Source organism: Ketobacter sp. (genome assembly GCF_003671495.1).
Taxonomy (GTDB): Bacteria; Pseudomonadota; Gammaproteobacteria; order Pseudomonadales; family Ketobacteraceae; genus Ketobacter.
Genome location: NZ_RCHN01000023.1, coordinates 307,264 through 328,661, shown reverse-complemented (window position 1 = coordinate 328,661; position 21,398 = coordinate 307,264). Strand labels below are relative to the sequence as shown.

Genomic DNA, 21,398 nt, shown 5'->3' with positions numbered 1-21,398 from the left:
GTTCCTCGTTAGAAAAGCTGGGTGCCGGGACGGCGCCAGACACTGATGATGCGGGCGGCGGCATGGGGCCAGTGGCGCACAAAATCATCCACCCGGGTGATGGCGCCACTGGGCAGCGCCGAAAACGCATCCGCGGTGGAGCCGGCCACCGCCAGCAACAACACCCGGCGCCCGCTGGGCACCGCAGTTAAGTCCACATTGGCGGAAACAGCGCGGGGCATGCGGGCAGCCAGGGGCACACTGAGACGGTGCAAGGCATTGCCGCCGGTGAGCGCCACGTTCCAGCCAGCCGGCATCGCCAGCGCCGCACCGCCCCCCACCAGACTGCGCACATAGGGCACGATGTCGGTACAGTCGCTGGCCAGCAGGGTGTTGTGGCTGGGGGCATGACGCCACAGTAAAACGGCATAGGCATCATTGGCGGGCACCGGTCGGGTGTCGCGGTGATGCAGCAGAATATCCACCACGCTGCGTTCCCGATACACCTGCCAGATATTGCTGGTATCCCGCCGTGGCACCACGGTTTCCATCAGATCGATTTCTGATGCCGGCAGGGTTGGTGCCAGGGCATTCTGCCAGGGTGCCCGGTACACGCCGGGGCGCCCGTTTTCATCCAGCCCGTTGGCCATCACCCAATCCCAGAGGGCCGCATCCACCCGGCGGGAACCGGCATTGGGCAGCGCCAATGTGCGCCGCTGGCGCTCCACCAGATCCCCGAACTGATCAGACCACTCGCCGTTGGGGATGATACTGGGGAACAACCAGCGGAATGCGGTCTGGAACGTCCACAGTTGATAGGTAAGCGCGTTGTTAGTGAGGTTGGTGCCCTGGAACGAAGGCGGCGTGGTGACCGGCGATTCCGGCCGGATCACAATATCCGGACTGCGGAACACCGCCACATCCGCTGCCGTGGGATGGCGCCGCGGATTTTTCAGGGGCGTGGGGAACATACGCCGGTCATCCCGCTCGTGCACCCGCAGATAGGTGCGACTGGGTTCCGCCGCCGCCAGGTTGACCTCCCACACGCCGCGGGACTGCAACGCCGCCCGCAACAAACGGGGTGACCCGGCGGCGGCCGCCGGATCGCTCCAGATATGCAGATCCTGCACGGTGGATTCCGGCAATCCATTCACAAACGGCAGCCAGGCACCGTGGATATTGCCGCCGCCTTTGGTGGCCGTCCACACCGCCGTTGCCGTGCCCACATAGACGTTGTTGACGTTGGCCGGGTCCACCACCACGGAATAGGCCGGATCGATGGGGCTGGCCGCGAGACCGACGGGCGTCGGCAACGCATTGCCCAACCCGGTGGTGCGAAAGCCGCCGGCGGCATCATCGTAGTAGTAACAGGTGTCCAGCGCGGCCGCGGGGGGAATCGCCGCCACCGCCGCGCTGGTGGGGGTGGCCGGCACCGCCGGGGTCCATTGACGGGTCTGGCCGGTGCCGGTGAGATAAAAATCGTTGGTGCCCGGCACCGGGGCAATGTCGGTGAAGAAGGTGGCATTGGGCACCACCAAAGGCGCCACCGCCGCCATACCCGGCTGCAACAGATTGGTGGAAGTCCATTGCCCGGGGGAGACGGGGTTCTCGGTGTAGCGCACCACCCCCCGGTGATACAACGCCAGCACCGTGGTGGGGTTGACCCACTTCACCGTGATCACCGGCCCAAACCCGGGGGGCACGCCAAAGCCCGCCTGGGCCGCATTGGGCAACCGGTTGGCCAGCCGTGGGTCCCGCGCGTTGGCAAAGGTGGGTGGCACCGTAAGCGCGGTGATGGGCAGCACCCGCCAGGTATTGGGGTTGGCCGTACCCAGATTGTCCGTGATCCACACCCGGTTGGTGCCCAGGGCCACGCGGGCCCGATTGCCAGCCGGTTGCGGAATGGCATCAATACCGGAATAGAAAAAGCTGGCCGCAAACTCGGGATCGGAGCCCGCCGGGTTCGCCGTGTTCGGTGGAATGGCCGGTGGCACATAGCGTCCGGCCGGATCACAGGCCCAATCCGCCTGGGTGAACTGCCCCAGCACATAATGGGATTGCACCGGATGGAACATCACCCCGCCGCCGTCCCCCTGCATGCTGGTTTTCATTTCCCACACGCTGTCCCCCACCCGCACCTGGCGGCCGTTATCCTGGCAGCCCAGCATGGCAAAGTGGCTGGAGGTGGGATGGGAGGCCATGAACTCCGATTCGATGGAGGCAAGCCCCACATTGCGGGAAGAGAAAGTGTTGGTCTGGCCATTGCGCAGGGACAGGAACACTCCCCCATCGCAGCCCACCCAAACCTGGTGGCTGCCGTCGGCATTGTTGGCTTTGCGCAGGGTATGCACATCCGGGTGCACATGGTTGCCCACCAGCCCGGCGGTATCGGCCCCGTGGGTGGTGCCCGGGGGGCGGTCGGAAACGCCCGGCGAGGGCACCAGGTTGGCGCCGTTCACATCGAAACACCAGATGGCGGCATTCCAGTTGGCCACCCACACCAGCGAGCCGCCGATGTAGACCCGGTCGGTGCGGGTGCCCGGGGGTGCCGCAGCGGGGGTATAGGTGGTGGCCAGGATGGCCTGGTCGTAATCCCGCTGGCCGGGCCACAGATTGCCGTTGGTGGGCACGTTGTTGAGGGGGGTCGCCACCGGCCCTCCGGGCAGGGCCGCTGCCGGGTTGGCAATCTGCCACACGTGGGGCATCTGTGCGTTGCCGGCGGCACCGGGGTTGGTGTCCACCTCCCCCAGCACATAGACCCGGTTGTTGTCATCGTTCAGCGCCAGGCTCATGCGGCCCACCAGACGGGCGGTGGCCACCGGCGCCGCCGGGGCAAAGTTCATGGTGATCCAGTTGAAGACACCGCCGTTGTTGTCAGAGAACGCCACCCCGGAATCCCGGAAGCAGACAAACAGGCGATTGCCCACGTACAACAGGTCGGTTGGGTCGCGGCTGGCAGCCCAGTTGGCCGGTGGCGGTACCGCAAAGTTGGCGGCGGGGGGCGTCGCCGGGATGGGAGGTGCGGCCATGGCCGCCCAGGTATACGCCAGGCTGCCACCCACCATGCTGCGGGTGCCCAGGAACAAACCGCCGGTCGTAGCGGCGATCACCTGGTCGCCATTCTGCCCTGCCGGGGTGCCCGGCACCCGCACCATGCGCACGATGGAGACCCCTTCCAGCAGGTTAATGCCGGTGGCGGCCTCCCAGGGATCGTTCTGGATGGCCTGGCTGGCGGGCCCGGTGGCCACCAGCACCCCCATTCCGCGCATGGACAACCAGTTGGCGGGGCGTTGGCGGGCACCGATTTCGCCGGTCCCCACCATCACAAAATCGTTGGCCACGGCGGCGCCGAAGTTCACCAACAGGCAGCCGCAGGCAAAGGCGGAGGTGTTGCCACCGCGACGGCGGGGCTCATTGGCCCAGCCCCCCACCGGTTCCCAGGTGGCACCGCCATCCCCGGTATACCAGACCCCGCCCTTGGCGGTGGCGGCATAGGCCCGCTGGCCATCATTGCTGACCGCCAGATCCCGCACCCGTCCGGACACTCGGGGCCGGCCGTCGGCCTGCCCCTGACGCACCACCGAAGGCCCGATGGGGTTCCAGCGATTGGTGTTGTTGGCGGGGAATGCCATCGGCGCGGGCGCCCCCATGGCCAGGGCGCGGGGTTGGGGCGCCGCGCCACCCGGCTGATCGCTTGCCTCGTCCAGGTTGAGGCCTTCCCGTTCCATCAGCAATTCCAGCGCGCTGTGCAACGCGTCGCGATCCACAAAGCCCGTGCTTTCCTCCAAAAACGCATCCCGCGCCGCCGCGTGTTTCTTCTTGGCGTTCTTGCGTTGTTGCCGTCGCGCTCGGGCCTGCTGCTCTTCCACCTGCTGCGGGGTCAATGTCTCGTCCATGATTATTCTTCTCCGTCAACGATCCTGATCCAGCCCTCTTGGAACTCGTGGGGCATGCGGGGTAACAACGCCGACTGGGTGGCGGAGATGATGGGATCATCGCGCCAGGTCAAGGGTCCGGTGCGGCGGGTGAACTGCTGTTTGTCACCTAACAGATGGACCTTCGGCAGACGGATCTCCTCCGGGTCCACCAACACCGGGCCCACCCGCACCGACGGGATTACCCGCTTCAGGCCTTTGCCCACCCAGGCATCGTTCAGCGCCAGCGCCTTGCGGGGCAGGATGCCGGAGGTAAGGTGCACCCGACCAGCGGGCAGCATCAACAGGGTCAGGCGATGGGTCTGGCCGGGGCGGAGGTAAAGGGTGTCTTCCGGCACCAGGAATGGGTGTGCCAGGGGCACCACGTCCGGCACGGTGACCTTGCCCAACAGGCCCAGCTGACCGCGACGGCGGCCGCTGTCCCGGGCGATGGCGGCCACCACTTTGTCCACCAGATGGAAATGGTCGTAGTCGTCGTCCAGATAGAATCCCAGCAAGGCATCGTCACTGCGCTGCAGATCCCCCAGCTGCACCGGGAATGCCTGATCCCGCAAGGCTTCGAATGCCGCCCGGCGGGCATCGGCATCGGCGCCGTTCAGGTTCACATCCTCCAGGTCATCGGGCAGGTCCAGCCGCAAGGTGGCTTTCACCACCGCAATGGGGCGGCCCACCAGGCCGGCCACCGTGGAGGAACCCAGGCCGCCGTAGGTGTCCACGGTCCACAGAGTGGTGTCGATGGCCCGCAGCAGCGAGGTGAGGGAGCTGTCAGTGCTCGGGGTGTCCGCGGCGCGGTTCTGCACATCGGTGCGCACCACGCCGGCAGCCAGCTGCCCCATGGGCAGGGCACCCGGCTCCAGATCCGTCAGCGGGCCCGCTCCCGGCGGCACTGGCCGGCCGGGGGCCGGTTCCCAGCGCACGGCACCGGTCAGTTCATGGTGGCAGATCTGCCCCAGGGCAGTACCCTTGCGGTCGAACAGCTCCAGGGATTCGTCGATGTGGTCCGGCAGCAGAAAACCCGCCACCGGGTTCACCGCCAGGTGCGGTTCCAGTTGGTTGATAAAGGCTTCCGGGGCAAACGCCGGATCACCCTGGTAGGCGGGGTCCACCAGGCGGAACAACCAGCGGGCGCCGTTCTGCACCCGGGCGGCCATGCGGATGGTGGCCGGTGCGTCGTCCACTTCCAGGGAGGTGGTGGTGCGGGCGGCGCCCACCGGCACCTCCAGGGTGCGGCCGAAGGCATCCACCAGCCGCAGTTGTTTCAACTCCAGGGTGCCGCCGAACAACGGCACCGGGTCCGCCACCACTTTGGGGCGGTCGTCCTCATCCACTGCGGCATGAAAACCCCCGGTGTAATCCAGGCCCAGCAACTGTTCGCGGATGCCGTCCAGGGAGGCCGACGCCAGATCCAGGGGCTCAAGAAAATTGGCCAGCGCCACCAGGGCATTCTGTTGGGAAGTGGAGAGGGTGGCGTCGGTGGCATCCCGCTCCTGCTCCGCCTGAATCCAGCGTTCAATGCTGGTGTGCAGGGCGGTGCTCAGGCCCCGGCCAATGGGACTGCGCCCCAGGATTTCCATGACCAGGGATTCGCCGTCGTTGGCTTTGGGTTTCAGTTCCAGATCCGCCAGTTCCCAGTTGGCCATCTCGGTGCTGCCCATCAGTTCCACCCGCCATTCCAGCCACAGGGGCACCCAGGGCTGACGCCAGGCGGTCACCCCCAGGGGGCTGGGGGTCATGCCCACCAGGTAGGAGGCTTTGGCCAGTTCCGCCGCCGCCTGTTTCAACACGCTGGTCTGTTGAGCAGACACGGTGGCCCAGCCATCCCCCGCCGCAGCCCGGGGCGCGGCACCGGCCGGGGCGGTGGCCAGGGTGTATTCGCCACTGCCGTCATAGCGGCCGTCTTCCGAGAAAATCCGCAGCATCTCGCCTTGAATGCGGGCATGGTACTGGGGAAAGTGATCCGTATTCTTGGCGGCGGACTGGGCCAGCCAGCGGGTGCAATAGGGGTTCAGCAGGATGGCTTCCCGCACCACGGTGAGCACTTCCGCCGGAATGGCGCCGGAACCCAGGGTGGGCACCAGATCCTGACCGCTGACCACACCTTTGATGGATTTCACCGCCTCGTTGGGGTAGCGGCAGCGCAGCCGCCCTTCGTCATCGTACAAGCCGTCGTAGTGATGGCGCAGGCTGGGGCGGGCGCCCTTGATTGCGATCTGGGGTGCCTGGGGAATGAAGATCCGCGGGGCCGGGCGTTGCACCGTGCGGCGCTCCTGCTTCACGGCGGAGGCCACCCGGTCATCCAGTTGTTCGTCCAGGGTGAAGGCGGGGGCCTTGGGGGCCTTGCCCTCTTTGGCAAACACCACTTTGTCGCGCCAACGGGGCATAGGGTTGACGCGGTCTTTGGCCGGTGGTTGGCGGGGGGCTTTCGCCGCCCTGCCCTTGCGGCCCACGGTGGTGGCATTCACCGAGGCGGAATCCTCCACCCGCAGCTGATCGGCTTTCGCCGCCGGCAGGGGCTTACCGGGCAGGGAACGGAAGGTATCACTGTGCTCCCGTTCGGCAATGTCACGCATGCCATCCGGGGTGCCAAGCCGATCCAGCAGGTCGCTGGTGAAGGCGGCGGCCACCATTTCAGACGCCCGCCGCTGGCTGAGGGTGCTGCCCAGGGTATTGGCCCCCAACGCCGTCACCAGGTCATCGGTGTCAAAACCGATGGCCACCGACAGACCCTGGGAACGGGGCCGCTCATCCACCCCCGCCGGCGGGCGGTCGATGGGGACGCCGGTGACCATGCCGTGCAGCAGGGCCAGAAACCGGGGCGGCCGCTGGGAGATCAGCACCCGGGACGGCTTGTCCACCGGCATGGACAACTGCGGCGAAATATCGGCGTAGGTGAAGGTTTCATCCCGCCCCTTGGCCACAATTTTGGTGGGCGGTGCCTCGTTGGGATGCTTGAAATCCCCCGTGTTCAGCAGCCGGCTCAGCAGCGGCAGATCCGGTTCGCTGCTGGGCTCTTCCGCTTCGGAATCCAGGTGCCAGCCCAGCTCGTCCAGCAGTTCAAACAGCTCCCGCTTGCCGGCCACGTTGAGCGGGTCCTTGCTGGCATCGGAACTCCAGCCGGCCACCACATAGGTGGCGGCGTTGCGATCGAAACCCTGGGTCGCCACCTTTTCCAGGGCGGCCAGATCCTCCAGCCGGTCATGAAAACCAAAACGCCCGGCACTGGCGGTGTAGGAGGCCGTCCACAAGGGCGAGCCCCCCACGGTGCCATCCAGGCGTTCAAAGTTGGGCAGGTCGTCGTTGTCCGACGTGGTGCCGTTGAAGGTGCTCAGAGGCGTCACCGAGCCTTTTTTGGCATCAATCACCCAGCCCCGCAACAGCGGCCGTTCCAACCCCACCGGGAACAGGGCGCGAATCACCACCCAGCGATCCGGCAGCTCCTTCATTTCCAGCTCACCGCCGGCACTGGATTCCTGGCCCCGCAGCAGGGCATCCGGCAGGGCCCAATGCAGATGCACGCCGGGCTCCGGGGTCACGCCCTCGGCAAAGGGGGCGGGATCACCGGGGCCCCCGGTCACCGGCACCAGGGTTTCCGCCACCTCGGCATGGGCCACATAGGCCTGCACATCCACCGGCACCAGTACACGGCGATTGCGGGGTAGTTTTGGGTCCCAGGTGGTGATGGAACCCAGGTCGGTGTCGGCCCGCACCAGCCAGGCCCAACGTTCATCAAAAACCGCTTTGCTCAGGGTTTTGTTTTTCAGCAGATGTTTAAACATAGGTCAGCCTCACAACTTGAACGTTGCCTCCACTACCTTTTCGTATTCGATGGTGGCCCGGAACACAGTTTCGAAACGGGGCGATTCCACCTCGCCATACACCTGGCGCCAGGGGAAGCGGATCAACTGCAGGGCGTACTCCGCGCTGTCCAGGCCATCGGCGGCGCCGGTGTTGGGCTTGGTGGCCAGGGCATCGGACAGGCGCCGGATATCCACCACGCCGGAGGAACCCACCCGGAACGGCACATCGATGTCCTGGCCGCCGCTTTCGTCCAGATATTCAAAGGTGGTTTTGTTGCGCGGGCGTAATTTGGCGGAACGGCTGCTGCCGCTGTCCTCATGCATGAAGCCAAACTGAATGCCCTGGCGCGGCTCCTCGATGTGCACCACTTTTGGAATGCCATCGAACAGACACAGCAGCACCGCCGGTGCCAACCGCTCCAAGCGCAACAGGCGAATGCGACGGGGATCGTCCTCTTCGTAGCGGGCGTCGTCCCCTTCCTCCGGGTCCACATTGAACGCCCGCACATGCAAACCGGGCCAGCCGGACACCGCCGCCGAGCGCAGCAAAAAGCCACTGATGGGGCCCGGTGCGCCCATCTTGCGTTTATCCCCTTCACGGCGCCGCACATTGCGTTCTTCGGTATCCAGCTCAGCGCGGATCGCTGCGTACTGGGCTTCCAGTTGAATGCGGTCGTCGCTGTTCACGGTGCCCACGCTCAATGCCCCCTGCACGATGGCATCGGTCCAGCGCCGGTCCAGGTAAAACCAGCGGATGGATTCCTGGGGCAGCAATTCACTGTCGGCCACCAGGTTGGCAAAGGGCACGCCCTCCAACAGGCGCAAACGCACCAGCCAGTTGCGCAGCTCCGCCGGCATGGCGGTATCCTGGTCTTTCTGGAACTCGGTGAAGGCGGGTTTGACGGTGGTTTTCAGCTCCGCCGCCAGATGGTTCAGAATGTCGATTTTGTTGTTGATCATAGTTCGTCCTCATCCAGCTGACGGGCGCGAATGGAATCCACCAGAATGCGATCCAGCGCATCCAGGGACACATCCAGTTTGATGGTTTCGGTGACGGGGAACGCGGGGCCGGTGAGCACATCATCCAGCATTTTGTTGGACAGCACGTTGGACACCAGATCAATGCGCTGGGTATTCAGATCCGCCTCCAGGGCTTCGCGAACGCCGATGGTGCCCACCTGATCGATGATCAGATCGTCCATGGGAATCTGCACCTTGCGCAGGTTGTCCAGCATCAGATTGAGATCACCGCCGCGCAGAATGTCCGCGCTCAAGCCCAGCCCGGTGGCCAGCACGTCCGGTGCCCGGCCATCAAATTCCAGCGGCCGCCCCGGGGACACTTTCGGCCGCGGCTCACCCAACAACAGCTCCGGCTGTTTGACGATGGCATCCACCAGATAGCGCCCCACCAAGGGCCCCAGCCGGTGCAGGTCATTGAACTCGAAGCCCGCCCCCAGAATGCTTTCCCACAGGGGCCGGTTGGCCACCAGCATGGATTTGAGGCGGGCCGCGTGGTAATGCCCCTGGCGCCAGCGCATCAACGAGGCAATGATGGAAGGCTGCGACAGGGTCAGCAGGCGCCCGATTTCAAAGCCGGTGGCCAGGGACAGGTCCTCCCGCCCATCGGGAATCACAATGCGCAACTGATCCGAACTGTGGGCCAGGTCCAGGCGGTTGGCGGTGGAGGTCAGGGTGGGATGCGGTACCAGGGGGCCCCGGTACCAGGAACGCACTTCATCCCCTTCCCGGGTTTTATGGTTCAGCCCCACGTGCCCGCTCTCCACAACTTCCAGCGGCAGGCGGCCGCTCAGGTCCGAGGGGGTGTTCCCCACGTCCCCCAGTAAACGGGAATCCAGGTTCTCCATCAGGGAGCGGAAGGTGGTGTTGCCGGTGGTGGTGAAACTCCAGTGCAACAGCACCGGGAAGCGGTATTCCGGGTCCAGTAACCGGGCATCGATCATATCCACGATGCGGAAGTCCGCCGCCATCTGCAGGGAGATGTCGGTGGAGGTGGCCTTGGCCAGATCCTGGGTGGACCACTGGGACGTCGCCTTGTGAGGAGTGGCACCATCTTTGGCAGCGACGCCGGATTTGACTTTGAAACTGGCGCTGCCGGTCATCGCTTCAGCCCGGCTGGCCGGCCCGGCGGCAGGCGTTGAAGCAAGCGGCGCCGGTGCAAACGCTCCTTCCGCCAGATTGAAGTCCGCTTGCCGGGCGCCAGCGGTACCCATTACCCGGTGATCATCCTGCGCCGCGTGTTCGGTGAAGGCCAAGCGTTCGGTGACAAAGCGGGTGGAAAACACCGGGTCCGGCGAACGCTCCAACAGGGCGTTATACTGGCCTTCCAGATTCACCAGGCAGGCCAGGTATTTCACCGGCACGGATTCACCGGAACGGGTTTTGCCCGGCACCGGCAGGCGGTTGCTGATCACCACAGCGAGGAAGCCGTCGTCGTCCCCCATCATCAGCTCGGTGTCGTGGATGTCCACCTCCCGCGCGTGGGCCAGCAGGTCCACATCGTTGCGGGTGGGGAACACCTTGTCGATGATGGATTTGCGCACCACCAGGCGATTGCCCTTCGCCACTTCTGCCACCCCGTCCAGCACCACGCCGGGAGTAACACAGTCGGCCACGTCCACGGCGGTGTCCAGCCGCGCCTCGCCTTCGGCAATCAGCACCAGGGCCAGCCAGGGGGTGTTCTGCGGCGCGCCGTCCAGGCGCCGCTCCCAGGGCAGGGTGCGACGCTTGATCACCACCTGGGGCAGGCGACTGCCGTAACTGCCGAAGGAATTGGCGGGAGGATAGGTGGACAGCACCTGGTCCGGCGGCAGCACATAGCGGGGCGAGCGGATGCGAACGTTGATCTGCTCCTGGTCTATGCGCAGATCGTCCTCATCCAGGCTGCCCTGGGGCGTGCTGGCCGACAGATTCTGCGACGCCTCAAAACGCCAGTCCCCCGCCTCCAGGGGCGGTGTGATCTTGGTATAGAGTTTGAATTTTCCCTCACCGACCGCCATGGTTCCGGCTCCTCTTGTGCGCTGCGTTTGCATGCTTGTGTGGATTCATTTCTGCTGCTCCGGGTTATGGCCGCGGGGGCTCAATCCATTCGATGGCACAACCGTCACCCTGGGCAGCCCGCAGGCGTGCCACCACCGCCACCAGCCCCAGTTCCGCGATCCAATCGGCGACGTCGTCCACCGCAGCGTTCACTCCTATGACGCCACTGACCTGCCGTGAACCACCCTGGGTGACCCGCACTGACACCGCGGCCGTGCGCGCATCCGGCGTCACCTGGAACAACAGAATGGAACGGGCACCGGCCTGCACCACCACCGGCGTGACCTCGCCACTGGCATCCCGCACATGCTTGGCGCCGTTGAGTTCAATGCCCAGATCTTCCGGATGACGGGCTTCGCTGCCGCGCAGGATGACCCCCACGCAACGCACCGCCGTGGCAAAGCGGGTGGACACCGCCGCCCCGTCGCGAATCACATCTCCAGCGATACCCCAGCCCACTTTGCTGCGGGCGCTGTTGCCATCCAGGTGCAGGATGCAACCGGAGGCCAGGGCCGAGCGCCCGGCCAGGCGCACCACCCGGGACTGGTCATGCCAGCCCAGCACTTTGCGGCCCCCGCCCAGCAGATCGCCGGCGCCGCCGTTAGCCTGGATGGCGATGATGGCGGTGTGGGCCGGTACGCTGAGCGTGGTGTCGTTCACCACCTGATCCGTCAGCACGGCTCCGTTACCCAGCAACATCACCACCCGCGCTTCCCCGCTCACCTTCAGGCCAGGGCGCTGCGCGCCGGTATCAATGGCCGCATCCGGTAAGCGCAACGTGACCACATCACCGGGGCGCAATCGAGTGTCTGCCGGTGCCCTGGTGCCCGGTGCCCTGGTGTCAGCCCCTTGATGGAGACCTTTCACAAGGCCGGCAGCGATGGCCGCCCCCACCTGGCCACCCTGATAGGAGCGGGCCACGCCACCCAGGTTGGTGCGCGGCACCGAACCCCGGACCACAATGGTTTGATCGGCAACCCGCGACGGCGCCGCGGTGAGATTCAACTTGATGGGCAAACTGCGACCGAGCCGGCCCCGCACAGAATCCAGGGACGGTGCCGGCCGGCGTTTGATGCGGCGGTTGGCGACAGTGGTGCCCCGCAGCCGTTCCGCCACCCCGGCGCCGCTGGTCATCAGCCCGGTCACAAACGGTGCCCTGGGTTGGCGGGTGACCGGGGCCACCACCGCGCCCATATCCGCTGCACCCACGTTGGTGCCGTTGGCGGATTCCAGTCCGTCCATCAAGGTGCCAAACAGGGGCGGTGCCGTACGGGAGCGGGTGTAGGCCGCCTTGGCAGTGGCACTGCGTTGGCCACGCTCCAGCAAGCCTTCCGGCGTTGCGGGGGCAGCGGAGAACAGGAACTGGCTCGCCTGGGTGAACGCAGCGTCCACCGACGCGGCCACCGCCTGCACGCCCAAGCCATTGGCCTGGCCCAGCATGGTCACCCGTTTGGCCCCGGCGGCCGACAGGGGCAACGGTTTGCGTCCGCTTTCCACCCGGTAGTAATCGATCTCCGGCCCCACCTGCTTGCTGGTGTCCGCCGCGGCCACCAGTTTCAGGCGGCTGCCGGCAAAGATCACGTCGCCCTTGGGCAACGGGCTCGACGGCTGGTTGGCGTCTTCCGGCAAGCCCCACACGCCAATGGGGAAGGCTTCCAATCCATAACTGGGACCGTCACCGGCCTGGGATTCCTCCTTCATGCCGTTCACCAGCGGCACCAGGTCTGCAGTGCGATCCACCCAGCTGTTGCCGGATTTTTTCTTCAGTCGCAGACTGAAAGTGGAACTGAGGTTGGAGGCGTTCATGGGGCTCAGGCCCAGGGCTGTGCCGGTGCCACCGGGTAAGGTTGGTGTGATGTTTTTCGCCAGATCAGAACGGCCGAAATCAAAACGTTTGGTGGGCACGGTGGTGACCATGGAGATCTCGAATTCCGCAAACACTTCAAACGGACGCTCGGCACTGCCGTCGCAGGATGGCGCCGAGGTATCGCCGTCGGTGGCCGCCGGCAAACTGCCTTTACCGCTGATACCGGAAATGGCCCGGGCCCGACCGGGGCCGGTTTCTTCCAGGTATTTGGGTACGAAGCCATCCCAGTCCACAAAGATGCCCTTGATGGAATTGGAACTGCCGAAGCGCACGGTGATGTCGCAGGGCCCCACTTCGATGGAGGCCTTGCCGTGGAACTTGGGCCCTTCCACTTCGATGCGGGCACCGATGCTGATGCTGATGCGAATGGTGCCGAAGAAGGTTTTGATCTTCACACCGGCGGCAATGCGGGCGTAGGCATCCGCCATAAAGTAGAACGGATCAAAATAGACGATGGCGTTGGCGCCGAAGGAAATCCGCGCCCAGATAAAGCCGAAATCCGCACTGACTTCAATTTCCACCCCGGCCATCAACGCTTCTGAGGTTAACGCGAAGTAGGAACCGCCCTTGATGACGATGGCATTGGATACCCGCCATTCCAACCCCAGACGGGGCACCACCGGATAACCATTACGGTGGAAGCTGGGGTGATAGCCACCCAGGGTCAGTACAAACTGACCGGCGTTCTCCCCTTTCCACCAGGTGGCAAAAGCAAAGCCACCGGTGAGCCGCACTTCCGGATACAGCAACCAGGAGTTGTCGGTCAGTTGCGCCTGGATCAGGAACAGGCCTTCCGAGGACGAGAACCGGGCCAGCAATCCCAACTCGATGGACACCAGCGCCGCCTGGGGTCGGGGCAGCGCCATGCGCGCCAGGCCAAACAGGTTAATGTCGAGCCCGTTGCCGATGGACACCGACAACACCGCCACCCCGTCCACCAACGAGAAACTGGTGAAACTGATGCCGGCGGCGAACCAGAAATTGCCCGGCTCCGGCGGGAAGTATTCCGCCAGTTTGCGCAATTCGTCCAGGGGATTGGCGGACACCGGGGCGGAAGGGTCCAGGGCCTTGATAAAGGGGTATTCACCGAACTTGGATAAATCGTCCGGCACCCGCAGACCGCGCTTGATACCCAAGCCGCCGCCGATGCCGGTGAGGAAGAACGCCGGTGGCCCGCCGATCGGCCCTTGTATCGCACCGAACACGAAGAAGGACGGCAGGCCCTTGTCTTCGTTGTAGCCGCCAAACAACGACAGGCCATAGACGCCGAAGCGGCCCATCAACATGCCCACGTAACCGATCTTTCCGTCGATGTTGGTTTTCAACAGGCCACCGGAAATGGAGAGCCCGGAGAAGTCACCGGAAACCCCCAGGCCCTGCAGATCCACCGCCCAGTTTTCCAGGGCAAAGACGTCGCCCCCCAGCCAATGCAGACCCAGTTGGTCCACTTCCGCATTCAAGCCGAACAGGGACACCCGGGCGTCAAACAGCAATGAAATACCGGTGACGGTGCCGTTGGTTTCCCGCACATCAAAACCGAACTGTTCCAGGTAGATGGGCCCCAGCTGCCGCTGAATCACCAGCCACCAGGGGCCCGGTGGATCACCGGCACTGAGGCTGATGCCCAGATTCTGGCCCGGCGGTTTTTGAATGGCGATGGTCGGGCTGAAAGCCGGGCGCGCCGAGGGTGAGGCATCGTTGCCGGCATCGCTCATTAAGTTATTCGCCACCGCGTTATCACCACCGGCGGCCGAAGGCACCATGGCCAGGCCGTCCAGTTGCACCTGCACACCACCACCGCCGCCACCGGAACCGGCCTCGCCGTACACATGCACGCCGATGGCATCGATGCTCATGATGCCCAGGTTCAACAACGGGCCGGCATTCTTGCCCACCCGCACGCCCAAACCGGCAATGGCGAAGCCGGCGCTGAACTCGAAGTTGTCGCCGACTTTTTCAATCAGGTACACCGACAGACCAGGCACAATCCCCGGCGATTTGATCCAGCCGGCCACGATTTCCAGGTCCACGGTGGGATCACCACTGGCCAGGGCAATGCGCTCTCCCGGGGTCAGAGAGATGGCGACGCCGGCCTGATTTCCGTTTTTGGTGAAGCCGATATCCACTTTGCCGTCGATGGTGATTTTAAGGTTGGCACCCGCCAGGTTGAATGCAAGGTTGTAGAGACGATTCAGCAATGCTTCGGGGTCGGAGAAATCCGCAAACAGTTGCGGGTCCAGGGTGGCACCACCGCCGGTGAACACCACGTCCTGCAGGCTGGTCACCACCTGGGCGCCCATGGGGTCCAGCGCTTCCAGCACAATGCCGGACGCCATGGAAATGGCCTGGGACAACAACGCCAGGGCCACCGCTTCCGGGCTGCTGTCTTCGGTTTCACCGCCCAGCGTGCGGTTCACCAACACCACCCGCGGCGGTGAGGCATCCAGCGCCCAACGGAACTCCACGCTCTGGTCCCCCACCCCATCGGTGGCCAGGCCCACGCCCACCATGCGGGTGAATCCAGCGCCACTGACGCCGGCACGAATGGTGGCCACGGGCAGCAATTCCAAACCGTTGCCCACATCGAATCCGTCGGCCATATACGACACCGCAATCTGCACCCCGCTGCTGCTCAGGCGCACCTTGTCGGCCCTCAGGGTGCCCACATCGGCAATGGCAATGGCGCCGGCAAGCTCAATGGCTGGACCGCTCACACTGCCATCAAAAGTCACCGCCAGTGGCGCTGTGCTGCCGAGGTTGAGGCGGGTGATACCAGGCCCAACCACGGTGGTGCTGACCACAGTGCCGGCCGGGTCCAACGCCGCGGCCAGCTGCCCGATGGCGGTGGCCACCAGATTGGGCAGGTTCGCCGTCAGCGCCGCCACCGGGTCTGCCGCGAACGCCGAGATACGGGCATCGGTAAAGCTGTTCGCTTCCAGCAGGTTAAGGGCGCCGCCGATTTCAAACAGGGCCAGGCCCACGTCCTTTTGCAGGGACGGTGCAGGGTTGCTGCGTTCGGCAATCAACGCATTCAACACCAGCGGAATGGCCATGCCCGCACCGGTGGCCAGCAACGATGCCGCACCCGGCCCGTTGGGATAGATCGGCATGGGAGCCGCCGGGGGCCGCAACAGGGCGATGCGGATGTCCGGCGAGATGGCCAGGGATACGCCTTTGCCATCGAAGGTGACGGCGGTGGTCAATTGGGGCAAAACCGAGCCATTGCTGCTGATGGCAATGCCGCCGTTGATGGACACCGCCATCGCCGCCGTCCCCAGGGTATGATTGAGGTCTATCTCCACCCCCAACAACAGGCGCCCGGAATCCACGGCGTAGGTGAGGGTAACGTCCTCGCTCACCGGCCACCCCGCGCCGGTGCGAGCGGGCACCACCAAATCCGCCACCGCGTCCAGGGTCATCACCGCCTGGCCAAAAGGATCGGACGACCAGGCGCTGGTGGCGTGCTGCAACCAGGCCATGGGGTCCAGGAACAGGGCCCAGGGCAGGAGCATGCGACGCTGGCCGGATTCCGGCACCGGTCCCAACAGGTTGAGGCTGTTCAGCAGCGTGTCGATGGCGCTGCGGGCGCTGTCGTCCGCTTCATCCCGCAGATGATTGATAAAACCGGTGGCCAGGGTGGCGGGCACCAGGGAGGCGGATAACCGGATCAGGTCCGATGGATCGGACAGGTTCAGCAAGTCGATGGTGGCGGTGTTGGCGGCACCGGGCAAGCGCCAGTCCAGGCCCAACTGCCCGCTGCTCACTGCGGCCGTATCAATCGAAGTACGCAACTGAATACCACCGGCGCCCGGATCAATTTCCCCCAGGGAAGCGGACACGGCCACGCCGCTGCTGTTGATGCGCACGGAGGCACCCACCGGCACCAGCTCTGCCGGAGCGTGCTGGGCGGACACCTCAATGGAACGGGTTTGCAGATTCAATGACACGGTGGCGCTGTCGATGGTCCAGGCCAGATTGCTGCCACTGCCGGTGAAACCGCCGATGGTGCGCAACGCACCGGCCATGCTGGTGGCCGATTGGGTCAAGGCATCGGTGATCACCAACTGGGTGTCGAAGATCAAACGGTCAAAGCCCTGGGGATCGTAACCGCCGGAGCGCACCAGCCCCAGGTCCGCCAGCAACTGGGCCAGTTCAGCGGATTCCGCCGCCAGGCGACCGATCACTTCCGCCATCAGCAGATGCACTTCCGACGTGGGCAGGGTGGCCGCAATGCCATCCGCATCCGGTTCGATCACCCAGCGTTCCCGCTTTACCCCGAAACAGTTGGCTTCGTGAAAAATAAAACGCGCCTTGGCGAGCGGAGAGCCTGAGCCGCTGCCAGAGCTGCCGGAGCTGCCCGTGCCGCTGCCGGAATTGATAGGAAGATACAGCCGCACCGACAGCCAGCGGGCTTCCACATCGTTCTGCAACGCACCGGGGCCGCCGATCAGCCAGCCATCATTGACGCCGAAATGCAGATCCAGGATCACCTGCTGGTGGGTGTGCACGGCAAAGCTGTCACCGGACGCACCGCGATCGCAGGAGATCAATTCCAGGATCGCCCCGGCACCCAGCAGGACCGGCCCCAGGCTGACATCGAACACCGGCAGGTCTACACCGGCGTGCAAGGCGGTGGGTGGCCCTACCGGCTCCGCCAGCGATTCATAGCGATAGGCGATGGCATCCGCCACCAGTTCCGCCAGGCCCCGGTCCACGGTATCGCCATCCAGTTTGCCGAACACCGCATCCACGTTGAGCCCGGCCCGGCGCACCTGGTCACTGGCCAGGGGAATCTCACCCAGCTTGCTTTCGGTGAATCCAGCGGCGGCCACCGCCCGCTCAATCACGTAGGACATCTGCAGTAGCGGACCGGATTCACCGGCCAGCAGATGCTCATCCAGTTCTTCGGTAAAGGGGCGGCGAATCTGCTGCAGGAAGCGCAAAGCATCACCGCTCAGACCGGTGGTGTAACCGGACACGGCCAGCGGGGCCCAAGGGCTGCCCACGGTCACCACCCGCTCGATGGCCGGCGTGGTCTCTGCTGCTTTGATGGCAGCGGCACCGGCGGCGCCGTACGCCACCACCGTGATGGCAGCGGTACGCCCGGCCAACGCGGTTTTCAGACGCTCCGCCTGCTCACCCACGGCGCCGCGATCCGGTCGGGCCGCCACGGCAGCGGCCGGGTCCGGCAGCGCCAACGACCAACTGCCGTCACCGCTCGCGTCCACTGTGCCACTGGCATTGCCGCTGCGGGCATCAAAACTGTGGCCATCAAAACAGGTGGTCCAGACGTCTTCACAGCCCACATACAGCACGGCACCGGGCACCGGGTCCAGGGCTTCCATAAGAATGGCATCGATGGCACCCAGCGCCACCAGCTCCCGATAGCTGTAGCCTTCGATATCGATCCCGTTGACGCCGGGTGGCAATACGGCAGGCTGCCCCAATAGACCGTCCGTGCCGGTGATTCGATCACTCAGATTCTGAAGGCCCTGGGCCAGGCTCTGCCGACCCACAAGCAGGTCTTTCAGATCAGGAATGCTACGGCCCGCATCCTGCAGTGCCGCCACCAGCACCCCTTCCTCCGGTGGCTCACTGCGATCAAAGAACCCCGGCGGCGGCTCGTAGCGGGTTAACGGCAGGCGGCAACCCGGGTCCAGCCACACCGCCACACCGGGCGCCCGGGGCTCCCCGGCGATGGCCAGGCGGAATGGGTCCCGTTCGTTGCCACTGCCCAGCGGCGCCGACAGGCGGAAGCCACTGATCAGATAGGCCAACGGACTCAACGCAGTGCGCACGTTACTGCAATCCAGGATCAAATCCCCCAACCAGGTGCGCAACGCCGTTTCCGGATGACTGATCAATTCCCCCAATTGCAGGCGGGCCCCCTGACCGGACCAGCCCACCAGGTTCAACAGTACATCCACCACGGGGGAACCTATGCGCGCCAGCAGCGCTGCTATGGCCTGCTCGATTTCATTCCAGTCTGGGCTGTAGGTAACGCTACCGTCCCCATGAAACTCAGGCAACGGAATGCTCACGGACAGCGTGCTGGAGGCATCACCGGAAGCTTCGAGCCCCCCTTCCAGTTCCAGCGCCAAACCGGGCGCCGCCACGGCAAAGCCCACCCCATCCCGGGCGTTCCAGGCCAGTTCAAAGCCAAAAGCATTGGCCAATAAATCCACCGGCCCCAGATCCAGGCGGGCGGTGTTGCGATCAGCGCGACGTAAATGCAGACCACCGGCAAACACACTGAAGAACTGCACCGCCGGATTCACCACATCAATGCGTGCCATGCGGGCCCGCACCGCCATCACCGCTTCGTAATCGGTCATCACCGTGGCGGCCAACTCGGCAGACAACGCCAGGAAAATGTAATCGCCCTGCAGATACACCAGCACCTGCAACGGGCCGATCTCGATCACCCAGGGTGCCACCTCGGTGCCACTGCCGTTGAGGGCCCCGGTGGCGCCGGTGATCAGTTCCCGCAGCGCCGCCAACACGTCCGCAAACGCGCTCGCATTGCCTTTCAGGGATTGCCAGTAATCCTTGAGTTCCGCCAACGGATCGGTAAGCAACTCCAGGGGATTCAAGGCGGTGATGCCAGCCGGCGGGTTGATGCCCAGCAGGACGGCCACCAGTTCCCCGGGGCGCCCCAGGTCATTGAGCGCGTTCACCAGGGCGGAATTGATGACACCTCCGGCGGCGTCCAGCACCGCCTCCGGGCTGGACAGATCCAGTATGGAATGGGCAGCACCACCGAGGGTGACGTCGTGGGCGGTGAGCATAAACGCCGGCTGCCCAGACAGCAGTTTGATACCCAGATGAATGGAGCCAATGCCCGGATCACCCTCCAGCAGATGGGTGGCCAGCCCGGCATCGCGGCCGAATACCGCGCCGGCTTGCAGGGATGGCAACGCGCTGATGTCACCGGTGGCGGTATCGGTGGTGAGCAGGTCGGCACTGATGCGTACTTCCGCCCCGGTTTGCGGGCGCAGTGCCACTTCGGTCCAGGGTGTGATCTGCACCCCGCCACCGCTGGAAGCCGCCACCCGCAAGCCGATGGCGCCGGTAATGATGCCGGAGCTGAACTCGATGGCACCGCGGCTGGCGTTCACCGTGCCGCCCACCAAGGCGCCGAACTGCCCGAGCCAGGCATTGCGGGCAGCCGTCACGGTGAAGATAGATTCCAGCCATTGAATCAGTGCCGGCACGCCGCGGGTGATCAGCCCCTCCAACGGAAAGGCAGGAATGTCGGTGACCGTACGCAGACCGAACATGCCCGCCAGGGCGGCGAAGGGAGCAGTATCGGGATTCGCCGGGTCCAACGCGTCTGCCTGGGCCTGCAGCAGACCGGCCATGAATTCCAGAAACTCCGGGCCCAATTCCGCCAGGGAATCCACGTTCAGATCGAAATCTTTTGGCACACGGGTGCCGGGCAACTGCAGACGGCGGAAGCCCACCGCCAAAGCGAAATTGTCCGCCGGATCGGTGGGAATCAGGATCGATAAAAACACACCGCCCACGTACAACTCACCGGCCACCGGGGCCCCGTTGGAGAGGGTGACTTCCAGTGACAACTCAATGTTGGCGCCGGAACGCCCCAGCACCAGCCAGTCCGGTTGGCCGCCGGACACATCCATGGACGCGCCCCCTTCACGGGCAAACTGGAACACCGGCACATGGGCTTTCACCGCCACCGACGGCGTGGACGAGCCACTTTCATACTCGATGCCAAAACCCACCCGGGCGCTGTCACTGGCCTGCTCCACCACCACAAAAACGGTGGCGCCGGATTCCGAGAACAGCGGCACCCACACCGCCTGATCTTCCGTTTCCCGTTCCGGCGGCCCCAGCACATCGTCCACGAAACTCATCAACGCTTCCCGCTGCTGATGGGTGTACATCATGGAGCTGAGGCCACGCTTGCTGCCGTTGGCCGTACCGATAGGGTCCTGGAACCATTCACCGCGCAGCTGACCATCCTGGGTCAGGCCAACGGCTTCCGCCAGGGTGGAAAAGACGTCGAGATTTTCTTCCGCACCCATGCTCAGATCCCCGCACTCAGTGAGTAACGTGACACCGGCTGAATCAGCAGCCGGTCCGGTTCTGCCCCGATGCTGCCGGGCACCAACGGCAATCCGCGGGCATCGCGTCCCACCTGCTCGCAGATGGTGCTGGCCACTTCCAGCAGGGATTCCCAGGCGAAGGCGATGATCGCATCGGCCCAGGTGTCCACCAGGCCCCGGGGCCCCTGCAGATCCTGGAACGATGACATCACCAGTCCGCTGACGGCTTTCTTCTGGCCAACGCCGATGGGCACCGGAATGGTCAGCTGTTGAAACTGATCGCATTCCACACTCACGCTGACAGTAACCACCCCACTGGTACAACGCAGCGTGGTCTGATCGCTGTGCACCAGCAGTTCGCTGTCAGCGTGATGCCACACCACCAGCGGCGTGGAATTTCGCGGCAGGTCCAACACCACGCGCACCACTTCACTGAGCACGCGCTGGGCATCTTTTTCGGGGACTTTAAGAAGATCCGGCGAGGCTTCACCGGTATTGAGAATAACGCTTTGATCCAACCGTTTCAGCCACTTGAACTTATTGAAGTCAGCGACCAACTTATCGGTGAACAGGGTTGCCATAACACTCCCTCGCGGCCAGTTTCCAATATGGACGACGCTGCCAACGACAAAGGCGATACTTGCCGTGCAGCAAGCAGGAAAAGTGTTAAAGCTTGGTTAACAAGCGCGGCGGG

At 64.7% G+C, this 21,398-nt stretch carries 6 protein-coding genes; all 6 read right to left on the bottom strand.

What is annotated here, in order from left to right:
- Window positions 1-8 precede the first annotated feature (8 nt).
- The gene (locus tag D9N14_RS13280; RefSeq protein ID WP_290580431.1) at window positions 9-3,875 is read right to left on the bottom strand and encodes a hypothetical protein; all 3,867 of its coding nucleotides are present in this window, start codon (window positions 3,873-3,875) and stop codon (window positions 9-11) included.
- 2 nt (window positions 3,876-3,877) lie between these two features.
- On the bottom strand, window positions 3,878-7,690 hold the full coding sequence (locus D9N14_RS13275; protein WP_290580429.1) for a hypothetical protein: 3,813 nt from the start codon (window positions 7,688-7,690) through the stop codon (window positions 3,878-3,880).
- A gap of 9 nt (window positions 7,691-7,699) precedes the next feature.
- Entirely contained in the window at window positions 7,700-8,671 is a 972-nt protein-coding gene (locus tag D9N14_RS13270; RefSeq protein WP_290580427.1) for a hypothetical protein, read from the bottom strand.
- Complete coding sequence (locus D9N14_RS13265; protein ID WP_290580425.1) at window positions 8,668-10,728, bottom strand: hypothetical protein; 2,061 nt, start codon at window positions 10,726-10,728, stop codon at window positions 8,668-8,670. Before D9N14_RS13265 ends, D9N14_RS13270 begins: the two co-directional genes overlap by 4 nt.
- A 64-nt stretch (window positions 10,729-10,792) precedes the next feature.
- A complete protein-coding gene (locus D9N14_RS13260) occupies window positions 10,793-20,683 on the bottom strand; it encodes a DUF6603 domain-containing protein (RefSeq protein ID WP_290580423.1) in 9,891 nt (3,296 codons plus the stop codon).
- 2 nt (window positions 20,684-20,685) lie between these two features.
- Entirely contained in the window at window positions 20,686-21,285 is a 600-nt protein-coding gene (locus tag D9N14_RS13255) for a hypothetical protein (protein ID WP_290580421.1), read from the bottom strand.
- Window positions 21,286-21,398: the final 113 nt, after the last annotated feature.